At 66.6% G+C, this 15423-nt stretch carries 14 protein-coding genes and 1 pseudogene; 8 read left to right on the top strand and 7 right to left on the bottom strand.

All coding sequences use genetic code 11. The features are described from left to right. Positions 1 to 106 precede the first annotated feature (106 nt). From ACQP0C_RS30555 to ACQP0C_RS30535, 5 genes are read left to right on the top strand one after another with little or no spacing between them, the layout of a single operon-like run. Positions 107 to 1240 carry a VOC family protein gene (locus ACQP0C_RS30555; RefSeq protein WP_433725503.1) on the top strand — a complete coding sequence of 378 codons (1134 nt, stop codon included), beginning with the start codon at positions 107 to 109 and terminating at the stop codon, positions 1238 to 1240. Beyond that, on the top strand, positions 1237 to 2175 hold the full coding sequence (locus tag ACQP0C_RS30550; protein WP_433725501.1) for a fumarylacetoacetate hydrolase family protein: 939 nt from the start codon (positions 1237 to 1239) through the stop codon (positions 2173 to 2175). The genes ACQP0C_RS30555 and ACQP0C_RS30550 overlap by 4 nt, the downstream gene beginning before the upstream one ends. Continuing rightward, on the top strand, positions 2172 to 4073 hold the full coding sequence (locus ACQP0C_RS30545) for an acyl-CoA synthetase (protein WP_433725499.1): 1902 nt from the start codon (positions 2172 to 2174) through the stop codon (positions 4071 to 4073). Before ACQP0C_RS30550 ends, ACQP0C_RS30545 begins: the two co-directional genes overlap by 4 nt. Positions 4074 to 4125: 52 nt before the next feature. Further along, positions 4126 to 5727 (top strand): bifunctional 3-(3-hydroxy-phenyl)propionate/3-hydroxycinnamic acid hydroxylase, encoded by a 1602-nt coding sequence (locus ACQP0C_RS30540; protein WP_433725497.1) that lies wholly within the window; start codon positions 4126 to 4128, stop codon positions 5725 to 5727. 21 nt (positions 5728 to 5748) lie between these two features. Next, entirely contained in the window at positions 5749 to 6681 is a 933-nt protein-coding gene (locus ACQP0C_RS30535; protein ID WP_433725495.1) for an alpha/beta fold hydrolase, read from the top strand. Between the two features lie 60 nt (positions 6682 to 6741). Here the strand turns inward: ACQP0C_RS30535 and ACQP0C_RS30530 are convergent. After that, positions 6742 to 6903, bottom strand: a pseudogene (locus ACQP0C_RS30530) (helix-turn-helix domain-containing protein); the annotation flags it as partial. Between the two features lie 45 nt (positions 6904 to 6948). After that, complete coding sequence (locus ACQP0C_RS30525; RefSeq protein ID WP_433725493.1) at positions 6949 to 8451, bottom strand: class I adenylate-forming enzyme family protein; 1503 nt, start codon at positions 8449 to 8451, stop codon at positions 6949 to 6951. 277 nt (positions 8452 to 8728) lie between these two features. Here ACQP0C_RS30525 and ACQP0C_RS30520 point away from each other — a divergent pair, with 277 nt between their 5' ends. The 3 genes from ACQP0C_RS30520 to ACQP0C_RS30510 all read left to right on the top strand — a co-directional run bounded on the left by ACQP0C_RS30520 (position 8729) and on the right by ACQP0C_RS30510 (position 10764). Next, entirely contained in the window at positions 8729 to 9370 is a 642-nt protein-coding gene (locus tag ACQP0C_RS30520) for a TetR/AcrR family transcriptional regulator (RefSeq protein ID WP_433725491.1), read from the top strand. A gap of 163 nt (positions 9371 to 9533) precedes the next feature. Then, positions 9534 to 10295, top strand: a complete 762-nt coding sequence (fabG, locus tag ACQP0C_RS30515) for a 3-oxoacyl-ACP reductase FabG (protein WP_433725489.1) — start codon at positions 9534 to 9536, stop codon at positions 10293 to 10295. Between the two features lie 16 nt (positions 10296 to 10311). Beyond that, positions 10312 to 10764, top strand: coding sequence for a MaoC family dehydratase (locus ACQP0C_RS30510; protein ID WP_433725487.1), 453 nt, complete (start codon positions 10312 to 10314; stop codon positions 10762 to 10764). Positions 10765 to 10834: 70 nt separating this feature from the next. On the opposite strand, the gene ACQP0C_RS30505 is transcribed toward ACQP0C_RS30510, so the two are convergent. The 5 genes from ACQP0C_RS30505 to ACQP0C_RS30485 all read right to left on the bottom strand — a co-directional run bounded on the left by ACQP0C_RS30505 (position 10835) and on the right by ACQP0C_RS30485 (position 15356). Continuing rightward, positions 10835 to 11890 carry a phosphotransferase family protein gene (locus tag ACQP0C_RS30505; protein ID WP_433725485.1) on the bottom strand — a complete coding sequence of 352 codons (1056 nt, stop codon included), beginning with the start codon at positions 11888 to 11890 and terminating at the stop codon, positions 10835 to 10837. Positions 11891 to 11905: 15 nt separating this feature from the next. Continuing rightward, a complete protein-coding gene (locus ACQP0C_RS30500) occupies positions 11906 to 13135 on the bottom strand; it encodes an acyl-CoA dehydrogenase family protein (RefSeq protein ID WP_433725483.1) in 1230 nt (409 codons plus the stop codon). 58 nt (positions 13136 to 13193) lie between these two features. Next, positions 13194 to 13826 carry an HAD family hydrolase gene (locus ACQP0C_RS30495; RefSeq protein ID WP_433725481.1) on the bottom strand — a complete coding sequence of 211 codons (633 nt, stop codon included), beginning with the start codon at positions 13824 to 13826 and terminating at the stop codon, positions 13194 to 13196. Then, positions 13823 to 14632 carry an SDR family oxidoreductase gene (locus ACQP0C_RS30490; protein WP_433725479.1) on the bottom strand — a complete coding sequence of 270 codons (810 nt, stop codon included), beginning with the start codon at positions 14630 to 14632 and terminating at the stop codon, positions 13823 to 13825. Before ACQP0C_RS30490 ends, ACQP0C_RS30495 begins: the two co-directional genes overlap by 4 nt. A 232-nt stretch (positions 14633 to 14864) precedes the next feature. After that, positions 14865 to 15356, bottom strand: coding sequence for a MarR family winged helix-turn-helix transcriptional regulator (locus ACQP0C_RS30485; protein WP_433725477.1), 492 nt, complete (start codon positions 15354 to 15356; stop codon positions 14865 to 14867). Positions 15357 to 15423 lie beyond the last annotated feature (67 nt).

Here is a 15423-nt window from a genome sequence, read left to right as displayed (position 1 = left end):
GGACGACCAGCATAGCTCGTCCGGTCAGTATTGACGAATTCTTCAGAATCTCTTGACTGACGTGATGTTCTTGAGTGACGATATCGTCAGTAGAAGGGAGGGTCCGATGACCGACCAGCACGACCCGCATGCGGGTCTGCACAGCGCGCAGGGCGCCCGGCCCGGTGAACATCCGGGGCGGGCGCGGAATCCGATCGTCAAGGTGCACGATCTGGCCTGGTTGGAGTTCGAGAAGCCGGACCTCGATGGTGCCGAAATATTCGCTCGCGCATTCGGATTCACGACATCTCTGCGCACTGCCGAGGAGTTGCAGCTGCGCGGCACCGATGCGGGGTCGCCCTGCGTGCGCATTCGCCGGGGTACCCGCTCGCGATTCCTCGGCCCGGCGTTCCGGGCGGCTGACGCCGCCGATCTGGTGCGCTTGGCGGAAGCGGCCGGTGCGAAGGTGCTGCCGCTGACCGACAGTCTGGGCGGACTGGTGGTGGATCTGACCGACCCCAGCGGCCTGCGAGTCCGGGTTGTCGCCGAGACGCGGGTACTGGATGCCTTGCCCGCCCAACAGCCGCACATCTTCAACTTCGGGCACAAGCTGGAGCGGGTGAACGGCACGCAGCGGCCGCCGCGCGAGCCCGCCCTGGTGCAGCGGCTCGGACACCTCGTCGTGCAGACGACCAGATATCGGGAAACGCTGGACTGGTATCTCGAGCACCTCGGTTTGATAGTCAGCGACTTCCTCTACTACGCGGGACAGCGCGAGCGCGGGCCGGTGATGAGCTTCATTCGCTGTGATCAGGGCACTGTGCCGACCGATCACCACACCCTGGCGCTGACGCTCGGCCCGTCCAACCGATATGTCCACTCGGCCTATCAGGTGACCGATCTGGACGCGCTCGCCGCCGGTGGCGAGTATCTGCGCGAGCACGGATACCACCGGTCGTGGGGGATCGGCCGCCATATCCAGGGCAGCCAGATCTTCGACTACTGGCGCGATCCGGATGGGTTCATGGTCGAGCATTTCAGTGACGGCGACATGTTCGACTGCACCCTCGAGCCGGGGTGGGCGCCGATGAGCGCGTCCGGACTTTCCCAGTGGGGGCCGCCGGTCACCAAGGACTTCCTCGGCATCACGCCCGGCCGGGAATCGGTGCGTGAGCTGCGCGCGATCGTCGACGCGCTGCGCGAGGACAACGAATTCGATATCCGCCGCCTGCGCGGCCTGCTGAAAGTAGCCAATTCATGACTGTTTCCATCCTTCGCACCGCCGACGCCTGGTGGGTGCGGACACCGGGCGGTGCCGCTCGCATCGACACCGCGGCGACCACGACCGGTGCGCTGCTGGCCGACCGTCAGGCGATCGCCGCCGCGGCCGCAAGCTCCGAACTTGTTGCCGTCGAAAGCCTTTCGCTGATTTCGCCGGTCACCGCTCCGTGTCGGGTGGTGGCGCAGATGACGAATTTCGTCTCGCACGTGACGGACTCGGGCATGGACCCGAAGACCGTGCCGCTGACCTTCTTCCGGAAGGCCTCCGGATCGATCAGTGGCCCATACGACGACGTGGTGCGGCCCGCGCATGTGAAGCTGCTGGACTACGAGGTGGAGATCGGGCTCGTCTTCGGCCGCGCGATGCCGGTCGGCACCGAGATCAGCGCCGACAACCTCGCCGACTACATCGCCGGACTCGTGGTCACCAACGATGTGTCCGCGCGTGATCTGCAGCTGCCGAAAACCCAGTTCTACGAGGCGAAGTCATATCCGACGTTCACCCCGGTCGGTCCGGCGCTGGTGCTGCTGGAGGCCGACGAGCTGAAGCGGTTCACCGATTTGCGGCTGCGGCTGTGGGTCAATGGCCAAGTGCGCCAGAATATGACGGTCGCGGACATGATCTACCGGCCGGTGCAAACCCTGCGGGAACTGACCCGATTCCAGCGCATGGACGCGGGCGATCTGCTGCTCACCGGAACCCCGGTCGGCACGGCGATCAGCGCCCCGCCCAAGCCGGTGCAGTTCATCGCCAACCTCCTGCCAGCGGCGGTGAAATGGAAGCTGTTCTTCGAGGGGCAGGCCAAGAATCCGAAGTATCTGCGGGCGGGTGACGTGGTGGAGGCCGCGATCGGCACCGATGACAGCACGATCGATCTGGGCCGCCAGCGCACCGTGGTGCGGTACGCCCGATGACCGAGCAGGTGGTGACCGAAAACCCGCTGTGGCCACGCTATGAGTCGCCGGGCGACCTGCCCGATATCGAATCCGTACCCCTGGCCGAGCGCGGCCTGCCGGAATCGACCTACGCCCTGCTGACGCGGGCCGCGAGTCGGTGGCCGGACCGTATCGCGCTGACGGTGCTGCCCGAGGCGGCGCGATGGCGGGAACCGGTGCGGTGCACCTACTCTCAGCTGCTCGCCGATGTCCACCGATATGCGAATCTGCTGCACGAACTCGGTGTTCGCCGCGGTTGCGCGGTCGCGCTGATCGCGCCCAACTGTGCCGAGTTGATCCCGGCGACGCTGGCCGCCCAAGTGGCCGGTGTCGCGGCGCCGATCAACGGCGGCCTGTCCCGCAAGCACATCGCCGAACTGCTGCGTCGCTCCGGTGCGCGGATCCTGATCGCCGCCGGATCCGAACTCGCCACTGCCACTTGGGAATCCGCGCGGGAACTGGCGGAAGACGGGTTGGTCGACGCGCTGCTGGTGCTGCGCCCGACCGCATCGGCCGCCGCCGACCCGCTGCCCCGGATCGACGGGGTTCGGATCGGCTATCTGGATGAGCTTGCGGCGCAACAGGATTCGACATCTTTCGCCGGACAGCCGCCGACGGCCACGGAGTTGGCGGCACTTTTCCACACCGGCGGTACCACCGGGACACCGAAGCTGGCCGCGCACACCCATGCGGGCGAGGTCGCCAATGCCTGGATGATCGCAGCCAATTCGCTGATCGACGAGGACGGGGTGGTATTCGCGGCGCTGCCGCTGTTCCACGTCAACGCGCTGATCGTCACGCTGCTCGCGCCATTGTTCAAGGGGCAGTCGGTGGTCTGGGCCGGACCGCTCGGCTACCGCGACTTCGCCCTGTACGGCGAGTTCTGGAAGATCGTCGAGCACTATCGAATCGCCGCGATGAGCGCGGTGCCCACCGTGTACGCGGTACTGGCCCAATGCCCGGTCGATGCCGATATCTCCAGCCTGCGCTATGCGATGGTCGGTGCGTCACCGCTGCCGTCGGCGGTGCGGGCGAGCTTCCAAACCCATACCGGAGTCACCCTGGTCGAGGGCTACGGCCTGACCGAAGCGACATGCGCGAGTGCGCGCAGCTTTCCCGATCGGCCGCGGCCGGGTGCGGTGGGGCAGCGCATGCCCTACCAGCACGTCAAGGTAGTCCGCATCCGCGAAGACGGTGGCTGGGACGAGCTGCCTTCCGGCGCGACCGGTGTGCTGGCCATCAGCGGCCCAACCGTTTTCGCCGGCTACGTGATCGGCCGCGCCGACGGCGACCATGTGCTGGACGGGCTCGGGAAGCTGGTCGACGGCTGGCTCGACACCGGGGATCTGGCCCGCATCGACGCCGACGGCTTCATCCACCTGCAGGGCCGTGCCAAGGATCTGATCATCCGCGGCGGGCACAATATCGATCCCGCGATCATCGAAGACGCACTGCTCGCACACCCCCAGGTGAGCGCCGCGGGCGCGGTCGGCCGCCCCGATGTGCACTCCGGCGAGGTGCCCGCGGCCTACGTCACCCTGGTCCCCGATGCCACCGCCACCGAGGCCGACCTATTGGTCTGGGCCAGCGAACAGGTACCCGAGCGGGCCGCCGCGCCGAAATCCGTTGTCGTGCTGGATGCGCTGCCGGTCACCGACGTCGGTAAACCGTACAAACTGGGGTTGCGCGCCGATGCGACCCGGCGTGAACTCCGCGATGCCCTGGACGGGGTTCCTGGTGTCCACAGCATTGCCGCGGTTGTCGACGATGGTTCGGTTCTGGCGACCGTCGAGCTGGACGCCGCCGCGGATGCGCGGGCGGTGGAGCAGATCCTCGGTCGCTATGCGATCGCGTCGAAAGTTGTTGTGCGTCAATGAGAATTGCGAACGCTGGACGGTCGGCGTCGGTCGGGTCGTGCGGAGCGGAATCATGAACGGCGAGGTCGTGCCGATCGTCATCGTCGGCGCGGGCCCGACCGGTCTCACCGCGGCTACCTTGCTGGCGGGCTACGGCATCGAATCGTTGGTGCTGGAACGCTGGGAAGGGGTCTTCCCGCAGCCGCGGGCGGTCCATCTCGACGGCGAAATTCGCCGGATCCTCACCCGGCTCGGGGTCGGTGCCGATTTCGACGCCATCACCAGAGCGGCTCTCGGCCTACGCTTGGTCGACCGGAAGATGCGGGTGCTCGCCCAATTCGATCGCGACCCGGCGGGCGGGCGCAACGGCTATCCGGAGGCGAATCTCTTCGATCAGCCGGAACTGGAAGCGATTCTGCGCGCCAACCTGGTCCGGCATCCGCAGGTCCGGCTCCGCGGCAATGTCGAGGTTATCCGCCTTGTCGAGGAAGCCGATTGCGTCCGAGTGGATTTCACCGACCGGATCACCGGCGCGGTGGAGGCGGTGCGGGCGCGGTACGTGCTCGGCTGCGATGGCGCCAATAGCCTCGTGCGCACCGCCATCGGCGCGCATATGCGGGATCTGAAGTTCGAACAGCGCTGGCTCGTCATCGATATCACCACCACCGCCGAACTCGACCAGTGGGAAGGTGTGCACCAGGTCTGCGATCCGGTGCGCGCGGCCACCTACATGCGCATCGGAAAGACCCGCTACCGCTGGGAATTCCGGCTCCGGCCGGGTGAAGCCGCCGCCGACTATCCGGATATCGCACGGCTGCACCCGCTGATCCGGCCGTGGACCGCCGATACCGCGGCCGACGACCTCGAACTCGTCCGGGTAGCCGAATACACCTTCCGCGCCCAACTCGCCGATCGCTGGCGGCAGCGGCGGATATTCATCCTGGGTGATGCCGCGCATCTGACCCCGCCGTTCATCGGCCAGGGCATGGGTGCCGGACTGCGTGATGCGGCCAACCTCACCTGGAAGCTCGCCGGTGTACTGCGCGGGGAACTATCCGACAGCGTGCTCGATAGCTACGAGTCCGAGCGAAAGCCCCATGCGCGAGCCATGATTCGCCTGGCCAAACTGATGGGCACGACCATGACGGACGGCGGCGAATTCGGCAATCGCCTGCGCCGCCTGCTCGCACCCCATCTGCACCGCGTTCCCGGCCTGACCGGCCTGGTCACCAGCGGGGAAACCCCACGGCTGCACCGCTCGGAACTGATCGCACCGGACCGCCTGTATCGCACATCCGCGGGCAGGTTGGTCCCGAACCCCACCCTCGAGGACGGCCGCCGACTCGACGACCACATCGCCGACCGCTTCGCGATCATCACCTCGACAACTCCGTCCCCGCAGCACCGCGCACTCATCGAACAGCGCGGCGCCGCCCTCGTGGTCAGCCACCCGGGCACCGACCTGCACCACTGGCTGCGCCGAACCCACAGTGGTGCTGTCCTCATTCGCCCCGACGGCACCGTACTGCGTGGTGCACGCACACTATCGGCCCTCTTTGCCGCACTGCCGCGACGACGCGAGCAGGTCTGGTCGTCCCTGCCTACCGCGCCCATTGCCACCGATATTGAACTTGACGTCAGAATTGAATACGGTGATGGGCGTCTGGTGCCGTGATATATGAGGTGACCTTCGAAGATGGACCCAAGCAATCTGGTGAATGAATGGCTGCGGCTCGGCAGCCGTCAGGTCGCGACGAATGGGATCGAGTTGCGCGTCGTCGACCACGGCGACGGTCCCGCCGTGGTGTTCTGCCATGGCTTTCCCGAACTCGGATTCTCCTGGCGCCACCAGGTTTTCGCACTCGCCGAGGCCGGATTCCGGACCCTGACCCCGGATATGCGCGGATACGGCGGCAGCTCGCGCCCCGACCGGATCGAGGACTACGACATCGCCACGCTGTGCGCTGATCTCGTCGGTGTGCTCGACGATGCCGGTATCGAGGACGCGATCTTCGTCGGCCATGACTGGGGCGCCTCGGTGGTCTGGCAGCTGGCCGTTCGGCATCCGGATCGAGTGCGGGCCGTCGCGGGGCTGAGTGTTCCGGCCACGCCGCGCTCGGCGGCGCCACCACTGCCGATACTGCGGTCCCGGCTGGGCGACGACTTCTACATGTGCTGGTTCCAGGAACCTGGCATCGCCGACGCGGCACTCGCATCGGACGTGCGCCGCACCTTGCTGCAGGACGATGTCGTCAGCGCCAGGGATATGCTGACCGGCAACGGTTCGGAGATGATCGCGCCGGCTTGGCTGAGTGAGGCCGAACTCGGCTACTACGTCGAAACTTTCACGACCACCGGATTCACCGGCGGGCTGAACTACTACCGCAACCTCGACCGCAACTGGGAGCTGGCCGCGCACCTGGCCGACGCGAAGATCCACCAGCCGACGCTGTTCATCGCCGGATCGCAGGACGCGGTCATCCGGTTCACTCCGACCAGCAAGATGACCTCCGTGCTATCCGACCTGCGGGCCTCGATCGTCCTGGACGGGGCGGGACACTGGATTCAACAGGAACGCGCGGCCGACGTCAGTGCCGCACTGATCGACTTCGCCCGCGGCCTCGACTGAGTCGTCGAGGTCTACCGCAGCGCGCCGACAGCACGGCCGGGAATCCCGGATCGGCCGCCATTACGCGGATGGCCAAGGCGCGGCGAGGGTAGGCAGGCGCGCGCATCCGGCTTCGCCGATCGCTTCGTACGGATGCACCGCGAGTTCATCGGTCCGGCTCTCGATCGCGCCGCGCCGCTCGGCGCCGTACTCGCTCAGAAGGGAATCATCGTCGACCAGCGGCCCAGTTCGCTCGCGTCGGCGGTGCCGGTCGCGGTGGTCCTGCTGTCAACAGGATGCCTTGTTTGTGAACAGGTTCGCATCGATAGCGCGCTTGAGAATCTTGCCGGTGGCGCCCTTGGGCAGCTGATCGGTGAAGGCGAATCGGTGTGGCACCTTGTAGGCCGACAGCCGCTCCTTGGCCCAGGACCGCAGTTGCTCGGGTTCGAGTTCGACGCCGGGTGTGGCGGCCACGACCGCGCAGACCTCCTCGCCGTATCGGTCGTCCGCAATGCCGATCACCGCCACTTCGACAATGTCCGGATGCTGGTACAGCACCTCCTCGACCTCGCGTGGGTACACGTTGTACCCACCGCGAATGATGAGATCCTTTGCGCGGTCGACGATGTAGACATAGCCCTCGGCGTCGACGCGGCCCAGATCGCCGGTCTTCAGCCAGCCGTCGGGCAATTCGGCGGCGGTGGCATCGGGCCGATTCCAGTAGCCCTTCATGATGCTCGGGCCGTGCACGAAGATTTCGCCGACGGTGTCGGCGGGCACCACCTTTCCGTCGGGGTCGCGAACCTCGATCGATGTCCCGGGCAGGGCGGCGCCCACCGATCCGACTCGCTGTTCGCGATCCGCAGGGTTGTACGTGGCCGCACCGGTGGATTCGGTGAGCCCGTAGCCCTCGAGGATGGTGGCGCCGAAGCGGTCCGAGAATGCCCGGATCACCTCACCGGGCAGTGACGCGCCGCCGGACGCTGCTAGCCGCAGGCTCGCGAAGTCCGCTGCGCTGTAGTCACCGGTGGCGTGCAGCATGGCATTCCACATGGTCGGAACTCCGGAGACGTGGGTGAGCCGTTGATCGCGGATCATCTCGATCATGGCCCGCGGTTCGAACGGGGTCACCATGGCGAAGGATGCGCCCGCGTGCAGCGTGGTCACCAGGCACACCGCCTGTCCGAAGACATGGAACAGCGGCAGCCCGGTGCCGAAGCGATCCTCCGGGCCGAGCTGCAGCTGATCGGTGAAGATTCGGGCGGTCTCGGTGAGATTGGCGACGGTGAGCTCGACGCCCTTCGGTTTGCCGGTGGTGCCCGAGGTGTAGAGCAGCACCGCGGTGTCGTCGGCGCTGCGGTGCACCGGTTCGGTCACGGGACTGTTCGGCTCGGCGTGCGCGCCGGGCTCGAGCACCAGAAAGGGCAGATTCCGTTCGGTGGCCGCCTGCTGGGCGGCATCGCGCGCGCTGTGCCATGCGATGGCCATCCGCGCGCCGGAATCGTCCAGTACGTAACCGATTTCGGGCACGGTGGCCATGGTGTTCATGGTGATGGCGATGGCGCCGATGAGCTGCGCGCCCAGATACGCGACGACGAATTCGGCGACGGTGGGCGCCACCAGCAGCACCCGGTCGCCGGTGGTGATACCGGCTTCGCGGAGCTGGCCGCCATACGCCGCGCTGCGGCGGGCCAGCTCGCCGTAGGAGATGTGGGCGTGCGCGGTCACCAGCGCGGTGGCCTCGGGGCGTTCGGTGGCATGTTGCCAGAAGCGGTCGGCGACATTGGTCACGGTGTCTCCCTGTCGGGTCGTTTCCGCTGATCCGATGCTGTCGGGGCAGCCGGATTCGCAGCATGGCTTTCTCCCGATCCAGAGATGGGAGAGCTCTGATGTGACACAGGCCACGTCAGTGCCGTCGGAAGGCTACTTGAATTCGGCGTCAGGTTCAATACTTGGTGCGTTGCTCCTGGTCGACCTCCCGTGCTTGCAGGGCGTCGCGGGGTCGGGCGAGCGGCGCACGCTGTTACGATCCACCACGTCAGCGAGCCCGACGACAGCGAGTGAGACGGTGAACGCCCAGGAAGCCATCGAGGACCAGTCCGGTCGAGTGCCTCCGCGCAGTAAGCGGGGCATGCGCACCCGGACCGCGCTGGTGATCGCGGCGCGCGAGGTGTTCGAACGGGACGGCTTCCTCGATGCCAGGATCAGTGACATTTCCAAGGAGGCCGGGGTCGCGTCCGGATCGTTCTACACCTACTTCGACAGCAAGGAAGAGATCTTCGCCGCGGTCGTCGAGCAGGTGCGCGAGGAGATGTTGCACCCGCACATTCGGGAGCGGGTCGGCATTGATGACCCGCGCGAGCTGATCGCCGCCGCCAATCGCGAATATCTGCAGTCGTATCGGCGCAATGCGCGGCTGATGGCCGTGCTCGAGCAGGTGTCGAAGATCGACGAGAAGTTCCGGGTGCTGCGATTCGAGCGTGCGATGGCGTTCGTCGAGCGCAATGCGGAGATGATCCGGAATCTGCAGGAGCGCGGTCTGGTCGATGCCGAACTGGATGCCGCGATCACCTCGCAGGCGCTGTCGAGCATGGTGAGCCGCATGGCCTATTTCGTATTCGTCGAGGGGCAGAAGATCTCCTTCGAAAAGCTGGTGAAAACGCTGAATCAACTGTGGTTCAACGCTCTTCAGTTGAAGGAAGTTCGCTGAGCCGGCGTCGGCTCGGCGCGGCTGGTGAAACCGCTGATCGGCGAGCGGCTGATGTTCGATGATGTGGCCGCCGGGCTGCAGCGCCTCGCAGGCGGCGAGACCGTCGGCCGCGTAGTTTTCGAAACTTAACGGTGCCAACCGCATTCGACAAGGGAGAACCGTAATGAGCAGTGAGACAACCCGTACTGCCATCGTGACTGGCGCCGCGCGCGGCATCGGCGCGGCCGCCGCACGGCGGCTGGCGGCCGATGGCTTCGCCGTCGCCGTCCTGGATCTCGAGGAAGAGGCGGGCAAAGCCGTTGTCGCCGAGATCGAATCGGCCGGCGGCCGGGCGCTCGCGGTGGGCGCGAACGTCGGCGACGAGCAGGCGGTCGCCGCGGCGGTGGAACGGGTCGCCGCCGAACTGGGCGCGCCGACCGTCCTGGTGAACAATGCGGGCATCATCCGCGACAACATGCTGTACAAGATGACCGTCGACGACTGGGACACGGTCATGAACGTGCACCTGCGCGGGTCATTCCTGATGAGCCGCGCGGTGCAGAAGTACATGACCGAGGCGCGCTGGGGCCGCATCGTCAATCTGTCCAGCACCTCCGCGCTCGGCAACCGCGGCCAGGCCAACTACGCCGCGGCCAAGGCCGGATTGCAAGGATTCACCAAGACTCTCGCGATCGAACTCGGCAAATTCGGGGTGACGGTCAATGCCATCGCGCCGGGCTTCATCGAGACCGAGATGACCGCCGCGACCGCCGAGCGCATGGGTGTTTCGTTCGAGGAGTTCAGCAAGACACTGGTGGCGCGGATTCCGGTGGGCCGCGTCGGCAAGCCCGAGGATATCGCGCATACGGTGTCGTTCTTCGTCAGCGAGGGCGCGTCGTACGTCACCGGGCAGGTGCTCTACGTCGCCGGCGCGCCGACGGTCTGAGGGTGGGTGCGAATATATGAAGGTATTCAATGGAATCGGCGAGCTCGAGCAGGCCGTCGGCACCCATCTCGGCTACAGCGAGTGGCACACCGTGACCCAGGAGCAGATCGACCTGTTCGCCGCGGCGACCGGTGATCACCAGTGGATCCATGTCGATCCGGAGCGGGCCGCGCAGGGGCCGTTCGGCACCACCATCGCGCACGGGTACTTGACGCTGTCGCTGTTGCCGCTGCTGGTCTCGCAGGTGTATCGCGTCGACGGGCTGAGGATGGGTATCAACTACGGCTGCAACAAGGTTCGCTTCCCGTCGCCGGTGCCCTCCGGCAGTCGGGTGCGGGCGGGAGTGGAGCTGGCGAAACTCGAGCCGACCAATGCGGGGTTTCAGGTGACGGCCCGGGTGACCATCGAACGCGAGGGTGGCGACAAGCCCGCCTGCGTCGCCGAGGCGCTGTCGGTTCTCGTGCCGTGAAGTACTGAACGAGTATGCGAACCTGCCTGTCCCCCTGACAATATGAGCAGGGGGACAGGCCCGGATCGGCTCAGAATCCGGCTTCGGTGGCGACCCGATCGGCGGTTTCGATCAGTCCGTCGATCAGATCGGTAGTCGGCGTACCCGCCATGGCACGGTTGCGGGGGTCATCGAGGGCGCGGCGGAACACGCCTTCGGCGATGATCGCGAGTTTCCACAGACCCAGCGCATGCCAGAAGCCGAGTGCCCGCCGGTCGCGTCCGGTGATCGCGAGATACTCCTCGACCAGGTCACTGCGTGACGGAAACCCTGGGAGCGTGCACATTTCCGTACCCGGAATCGACGCTTCGCCGGGCATGGGCCAGTATGCGAGCAGACTGCCGACATCGGCCAGCGGATCGCCGAGGGTGCACAGCTCCCAGTCGAGTACGGCGGCGACCGCACCGGTCTCCGGTGTGGTGATCACATTGCGGAGGTTGTAATCACCGTGCACGAGCGCGAGTTCACGCTGTTCGGGCACGGCGGCACGGAGCCGTTCGGTGAGGCGGTCCACCAACGGCAGGTCCCGTGTTTTCGACTTCTCCCACTGTGCTGACCACCGTTTGAGCTGTCGCTGCGCATACGGTTTATGACTGGCCAGATCGATCAGCTCGGTGGCTTCCAGATCGATGGCGTGGATTCGGGTCAGCGTCCGCACCAGTGACAGCCCCGCGCTGCGGCGAAGGTCGGGGGTGAGTCGTTCGGCGGTCTCGACCCCTTCGATGACCAGCCCGTCGACGAATTCCATGAGCACCAGCGCGATATCGCCCTCGTATCGAACATCGTGCACACGCGGCACCGGGACATCGGTGGGTGCCAGAGCCGAGATGACACGGGCCTCGCGCGCGACATCGTGCGCGGAGGCCAGCAGGTGGCCCAGCGGCGGACGGCGCAATACCCAACGTCGCCCGTCGGCGTCGGTGATCAGGAAGGTCAGATTGGACTGTCCGATGCCGACCCGTTCGGCCCGCACCGGTGCGGTACAGGCCGAACCCAGCGAGGACACCCAGTCCACGAACGCGGCCGCATCGATATCGAAGCCGGTCGCGTCCGCGTTGGGCTGAATGAGTTCGTTGGTTGTCCGCATTCGTTCCTATCCGTCCTAGGCCCCGGCTGCCGCGCTGGCCCTGAACTTACCGAGTTCGGCGTGCGCGATGGCCCGTTTGTGGACTTCGTCCGGTCCGTCGGCGAGACGCAGGGTGCGCAGGTGCGCGTACATGCTGGCGAGTGGGAAGTCATCGGTGACACCGGCCCCGCCGTGCACCTGGATCGCCCGGTCCACGATCCGCAGCGCCATCTCCGGCGCGGCGATCTTGATCGCGGCGATCTCGGTCCGGGCCGCCTTATTGCCCACCGTATCCATCATCCAGGCGGCCTTGAGGGTCAGCAGCCGGGCCTGTTCGATATCGATGCGGGCCTCGGCGATCCAGTCCTGGATATTGGCGCGCTCACTGAGCTTCTGCCCGAACGTGATTCGCGTTTCGGCGCGGGCGCACATCAGTTCCAGCGCGCGTTCGGCCATGCCGATGGCACGCATGCAGTGGTGGATGCGGCCCGGACCCAGCCGGGCCTGGCTGATGGCGAAACCCTCGCCCTCGCCCTTCAGCACATCGGTGACGGGGACCCGCACATCGGCGAAGTCGATCTCGGCGTGACCCTCGCGGTCGGCGTAGCCGAACACCGGAAGATTGCGCATCACCGTGACGCCGGGCGCGTCGATGGGCAGCACCATCATCGACTGCTGGCGGTGCTTGGGCCCGTCCGGATCGGTCTTGCCCATCACGATCAGCACCTTGCAGTTCTTGTGCAAGGCATTGGAGGCGAACCACTTGCGGCCGTTGAGCACGTAGTGGTCGCCGTCGCGCACCATGCTCAGCTGGATATTGGTGGCATCGGAGCTGGCCACGGCAGGCTCGGTCATGGCGAACGCGGAGCGGATGGTGCCCGCGAGCAGCGGTTCCAGCCAGCGCTCCCGGTGCTCCTGGGTGCCGAAGAGGGTGAACACCTCCATATTGCCGGTATCGGGGGCGGAGCAGTTGCACGCCTCCGGCGCCAGATGCGGGCTGCGGCCCATGATCTCGGCCAGCGGGGCGTACTCCAGGTTGGTCAGGCCCGGACCCCATTCGGGATGCGGGTGGAAGAGGTTCCACAGGCCGCGGCCACGGGCCTCGGCCTTGAGTTCCTCGATGATCTGCGGATGGTGGTGCGGATCGCCGGCCGCGGCCATCTGCTTCTCGTACACCGCCTCGGCGGGGTAGACGCATTCGTCCATGAAGGCGAGCAGATCGCGCTGATACTTCTGGGCGCGGTCGGATGTTGTGAACAGATCCATCGAGGCTCCGATCGTCGGTGCGAGCTGTCGAAAGCGACTGCGCCGCAAGGTGGGTGGGTCAGTTGAGGTTTTGTTCCCGCGGCTGCAGCGTGGGCCACAGCCGGGCGGCCGTCGATTCGGCGTCGCGGTGCACGATGCCGCCGAGTCCGAGCAGTTCGGCCGCGGTGATGTTCTGCTCGAGGTCGTCGACCATGATGGTCTGCTCCGGTGCGACGCCGAGTCGTTCGCAGCCGATGAGATAGGCCCGGCGGGACGGTTTGCGGAAGCCGATATCCGCGGAGATGGTCACCGCGTCGAACATGGTCGGCAGGTCGAAGCCCGCATAGCAGTCGTCGCCGAGTGAATTCGACAGCAGCCCAACGCGATAGCCTGCCGCGCGGACATCGGCGACCAGCCGGATCATCGCCGGGTCGGGATGCAGCCGGGACTGGATGCGATCGACCAGGCCAACGGCATCGATATCGGCGCCGTGCGCACGCAGTCGCCGCGCGAACCCCTCCTCGAACGCACGCTGACCGATGCGGCCCTCTTCGTGATCCACCAGCAGCGCACTGCTTTCCGCATCACCGGTGAGCAGCCGCAGCGGCAGCCGCGAATCGCCCAGCTCCGTGCCGAAATCGGCGAAGGCCGCGAGTACGGCCGTGGTGAGCACCCCGCCGAAATCGAACAGCACCGCGATGCGCCCGCTCATGCCAGCGACTTCCGGTAGCGCTGCATGCCCGCGATCCACCGATCGTGATCGGAAACCTTGCGGTGCAGGAATTCTCGGACCTCCGCATGCGGCAGTACGAGGAACTGTTCGGCCTCGACCGCCGCGATCACCCGATCGGCTACGTCGAGGGGACGCAGCACGGCCCCGGCTCCGGTGACGGCCCGGGTGGCGAGGTCGCCGACGGATCCGCTGTCGGCGCCCAGTCCGGTGAGCATGGCGGTATCGACCCCCATCGGGCACAGGCAGCTGACGCGTACCCCGCGGTCCCCATAGGTCACCGCCAGCCATTCAGCGAATCCGACCGCGCCGTGTTTGGAGACCGTGTAGGTGGCCGAACCGATTTGGGTGAGCAGTCCCGCCGCCGACGCGGTGCTCACGAAGTAGCCGCCGCCGCGCTCGAGCCAGTCGGGAACGAGCAACCGCGCCGCCCGCACATGGGCCATGACGTTCACCTGCAGCGCCTGCTCCCACTGCGCGTCGCTGGCGTCGAGTCCGGGGCCGCCGCCGACACCGGCATTGGCGAAGAACATGTCCACCGGACCGAATTCGCTGGTGGCTGTGCCGATGAGCTTGCGGAGATCGGATTCGGACGCGGCGTCAGCGGCCAGCCCGGACACCGCGCCCGCGAAGTCGGCGCTCAGGCGGCGTGTGGTCGCCGCGAGCCGATCGGCGTCGCGGTCGGTGATCAGGACCCGGGCGCCGTGTTCGAGCAGTCGTTGCGCGATGGCCGCGCCGATGCCGCCAGCGGCGCCGGTGACGATCGCGACCGCATTCCCTACCTCCATCAGTCCTCCTCAGCAGTCAGTCGGACCAGGTATACCGCTCGGCTCTTCACGGCCAGAAACCTCCATGCTCATGCGTGACGACCAGGGTGTCCGTCCGGAGCGGACCGAGCCCCGGTACTGCTCCGAGAATAATTGAAGTTGACGTCGGATTCAATTCTTGAGGCGTCGGCCAGTGAGTTTCCGCTGCGATCGGTGGGGTTCGCGAACTCGTATTACTAGGCTACGGACCGACCTACAGCTGATATCCCTCGACATCGATGATGCCGGAATGTTCCTCTCCGCCGGCGGCGCTGAAGGCGGTGAGGGCGCGGAGCATTCCGGAGCGGTCGGCGGCGGGCATCCGCGCCACGACGGCGGCGATCTCGCGGCGGCGGCGGGCAATGACCGCCGCGACGACTTCGCGGCCGCGGTCGGTCAGTTCGACGATCAGTTCGCGCCGGGAGTGCGGGTTGGTTTGGCGGTCGAGCAGTCCGGCGATGACGAGGCGGTCGACCATCCGGGTTGCGGTGGACGGCTGCACATTCAGCTGCCCCGCCAGGGTCGCGATCTTCGACGGGCCGCGCGTCGACAGGATCACCAGCGTGCGGAATTGCGGGATGGTGATCGTCTCGTCGACGTGGGCGATCGACCGCGCCGACATGGCGACGAGCAGTCGTGAGGCGGTCAGCAGGGCGTCGGTGATCTCGTCGACGGATTCCTCGGCCACCGCATCCCTTCGTGTCATGACTTCCTCCGTGGCTGCCGGTGCCGATATCCCTCCATCCTGCCGTCCACTCGAAACAATCGCGCAT

Origin of the sequence: Nocardia sp. CA-129566, from assembly GCF_050956075.1 — a bacterium.
Lineage (GTDB): Bacteria > Actinomycetota > Actinomycetes > Mycobacteriales > Mycobacteriaceae > Nocardia.
Note: the sequence above shows the minus strand (reverse complement) of the source record. Positions and strands in the feature narration are given on the sequence as shown.

What these genes read in the sequence shown, in the direction of transcription:
- ACQP0C_RS30555 (WP_433725503.1), top strand. Translation starts at nt 107, where the DNA reads ATGACCGACCAGCACGACCCGCATGCGGGTCTGCACAGCGCGCAGGGC.
- ACQP0C_RS30550 (WP_433725501.1), top strand. Translation starts at nt 1,237, where the DNA reads ATGACTGTTTCCATCCTTCGCACCGCCGACGCCTGGTGGGTGCGGACA.
- ACQP0C_RS30545 (WP_433725499.1), top strand. Translation starts at nt 2,172, where the DNA reads ATGACCGAGCAGGTGGTGACCGAAAACCCGCTGTGGCCACGCTATGAG.
- ACQP0C_RS30540 (WP_433725497.1), top strand. Translation starts at nt 4,126, where the DNA reads ATGAACGGCGAGGTCGTGCCGATCGTCATCGTCGGCGCGGGCCCGACC.
- ACQP0C_RS30535 (WP_433725495.1), top strand. Translation starts at nt 5,749, where the DNA reads ATGGACCCAAGCAATCTGGTGAATGAATGGCTGCGGCTCGGCAGCCGT.
- fabG (WP_433725489.1), top strand. Translation starts at nt 9,534, where the DNA reads ATGAGCAGTGAGACAACCCGTACTGCCATCGTGACTGGCGCCGCGCGC.
- ACQP0C_RS30510 (WP_433725487.1), top strand. Translation starts at nt 10,312, where the DNA reads ATGAAGGTATTCAATGGAATCGGCGAGCTCGAGCAGGCCGTCGGCACC.
- ACQP0C_RS30505 (WP_433725485.1), bottom strand. Translation starts at nt 11,890, where the DNA reads ATGCGGACAACCAACGAACTCATTCAGCCCAACGCGGACGCGACCGGC.
- ACQP0C_RS30500 (WP_433725483.1), bottom strand. Translation starts at nt 13,135, where the DNA reads ATGGATCTGTTCACAACATCCGACCGCGCCCAGAAGTATCAGCGCGAT.
- ACQP0C_RS30495 (WP_433725481.1), bottom strand. Translation starts at nt 13,826, where the DNA reads ATGAGCGGGCGCATCGCGGTGCTGTTCGATTTCGGCGGGGTGCTCACC.
- ACQP0C_RS30490 (WP_433725479.1), bottom strand. Translation starts at nt 14,632, where the DNA reads ATGGAGGTAGGGAATGCGGTCGCGATCGTCACCGGCGCCGCTGGCGGC.
- ACQP0C_RS30485 (WP_433725477.1), bottom strand. Translation starts at nt 15,356, where the DNA reads ATGACACGAAGGGATGCGGTGGCCGAGGAATCCGTCGACGAGATCACC.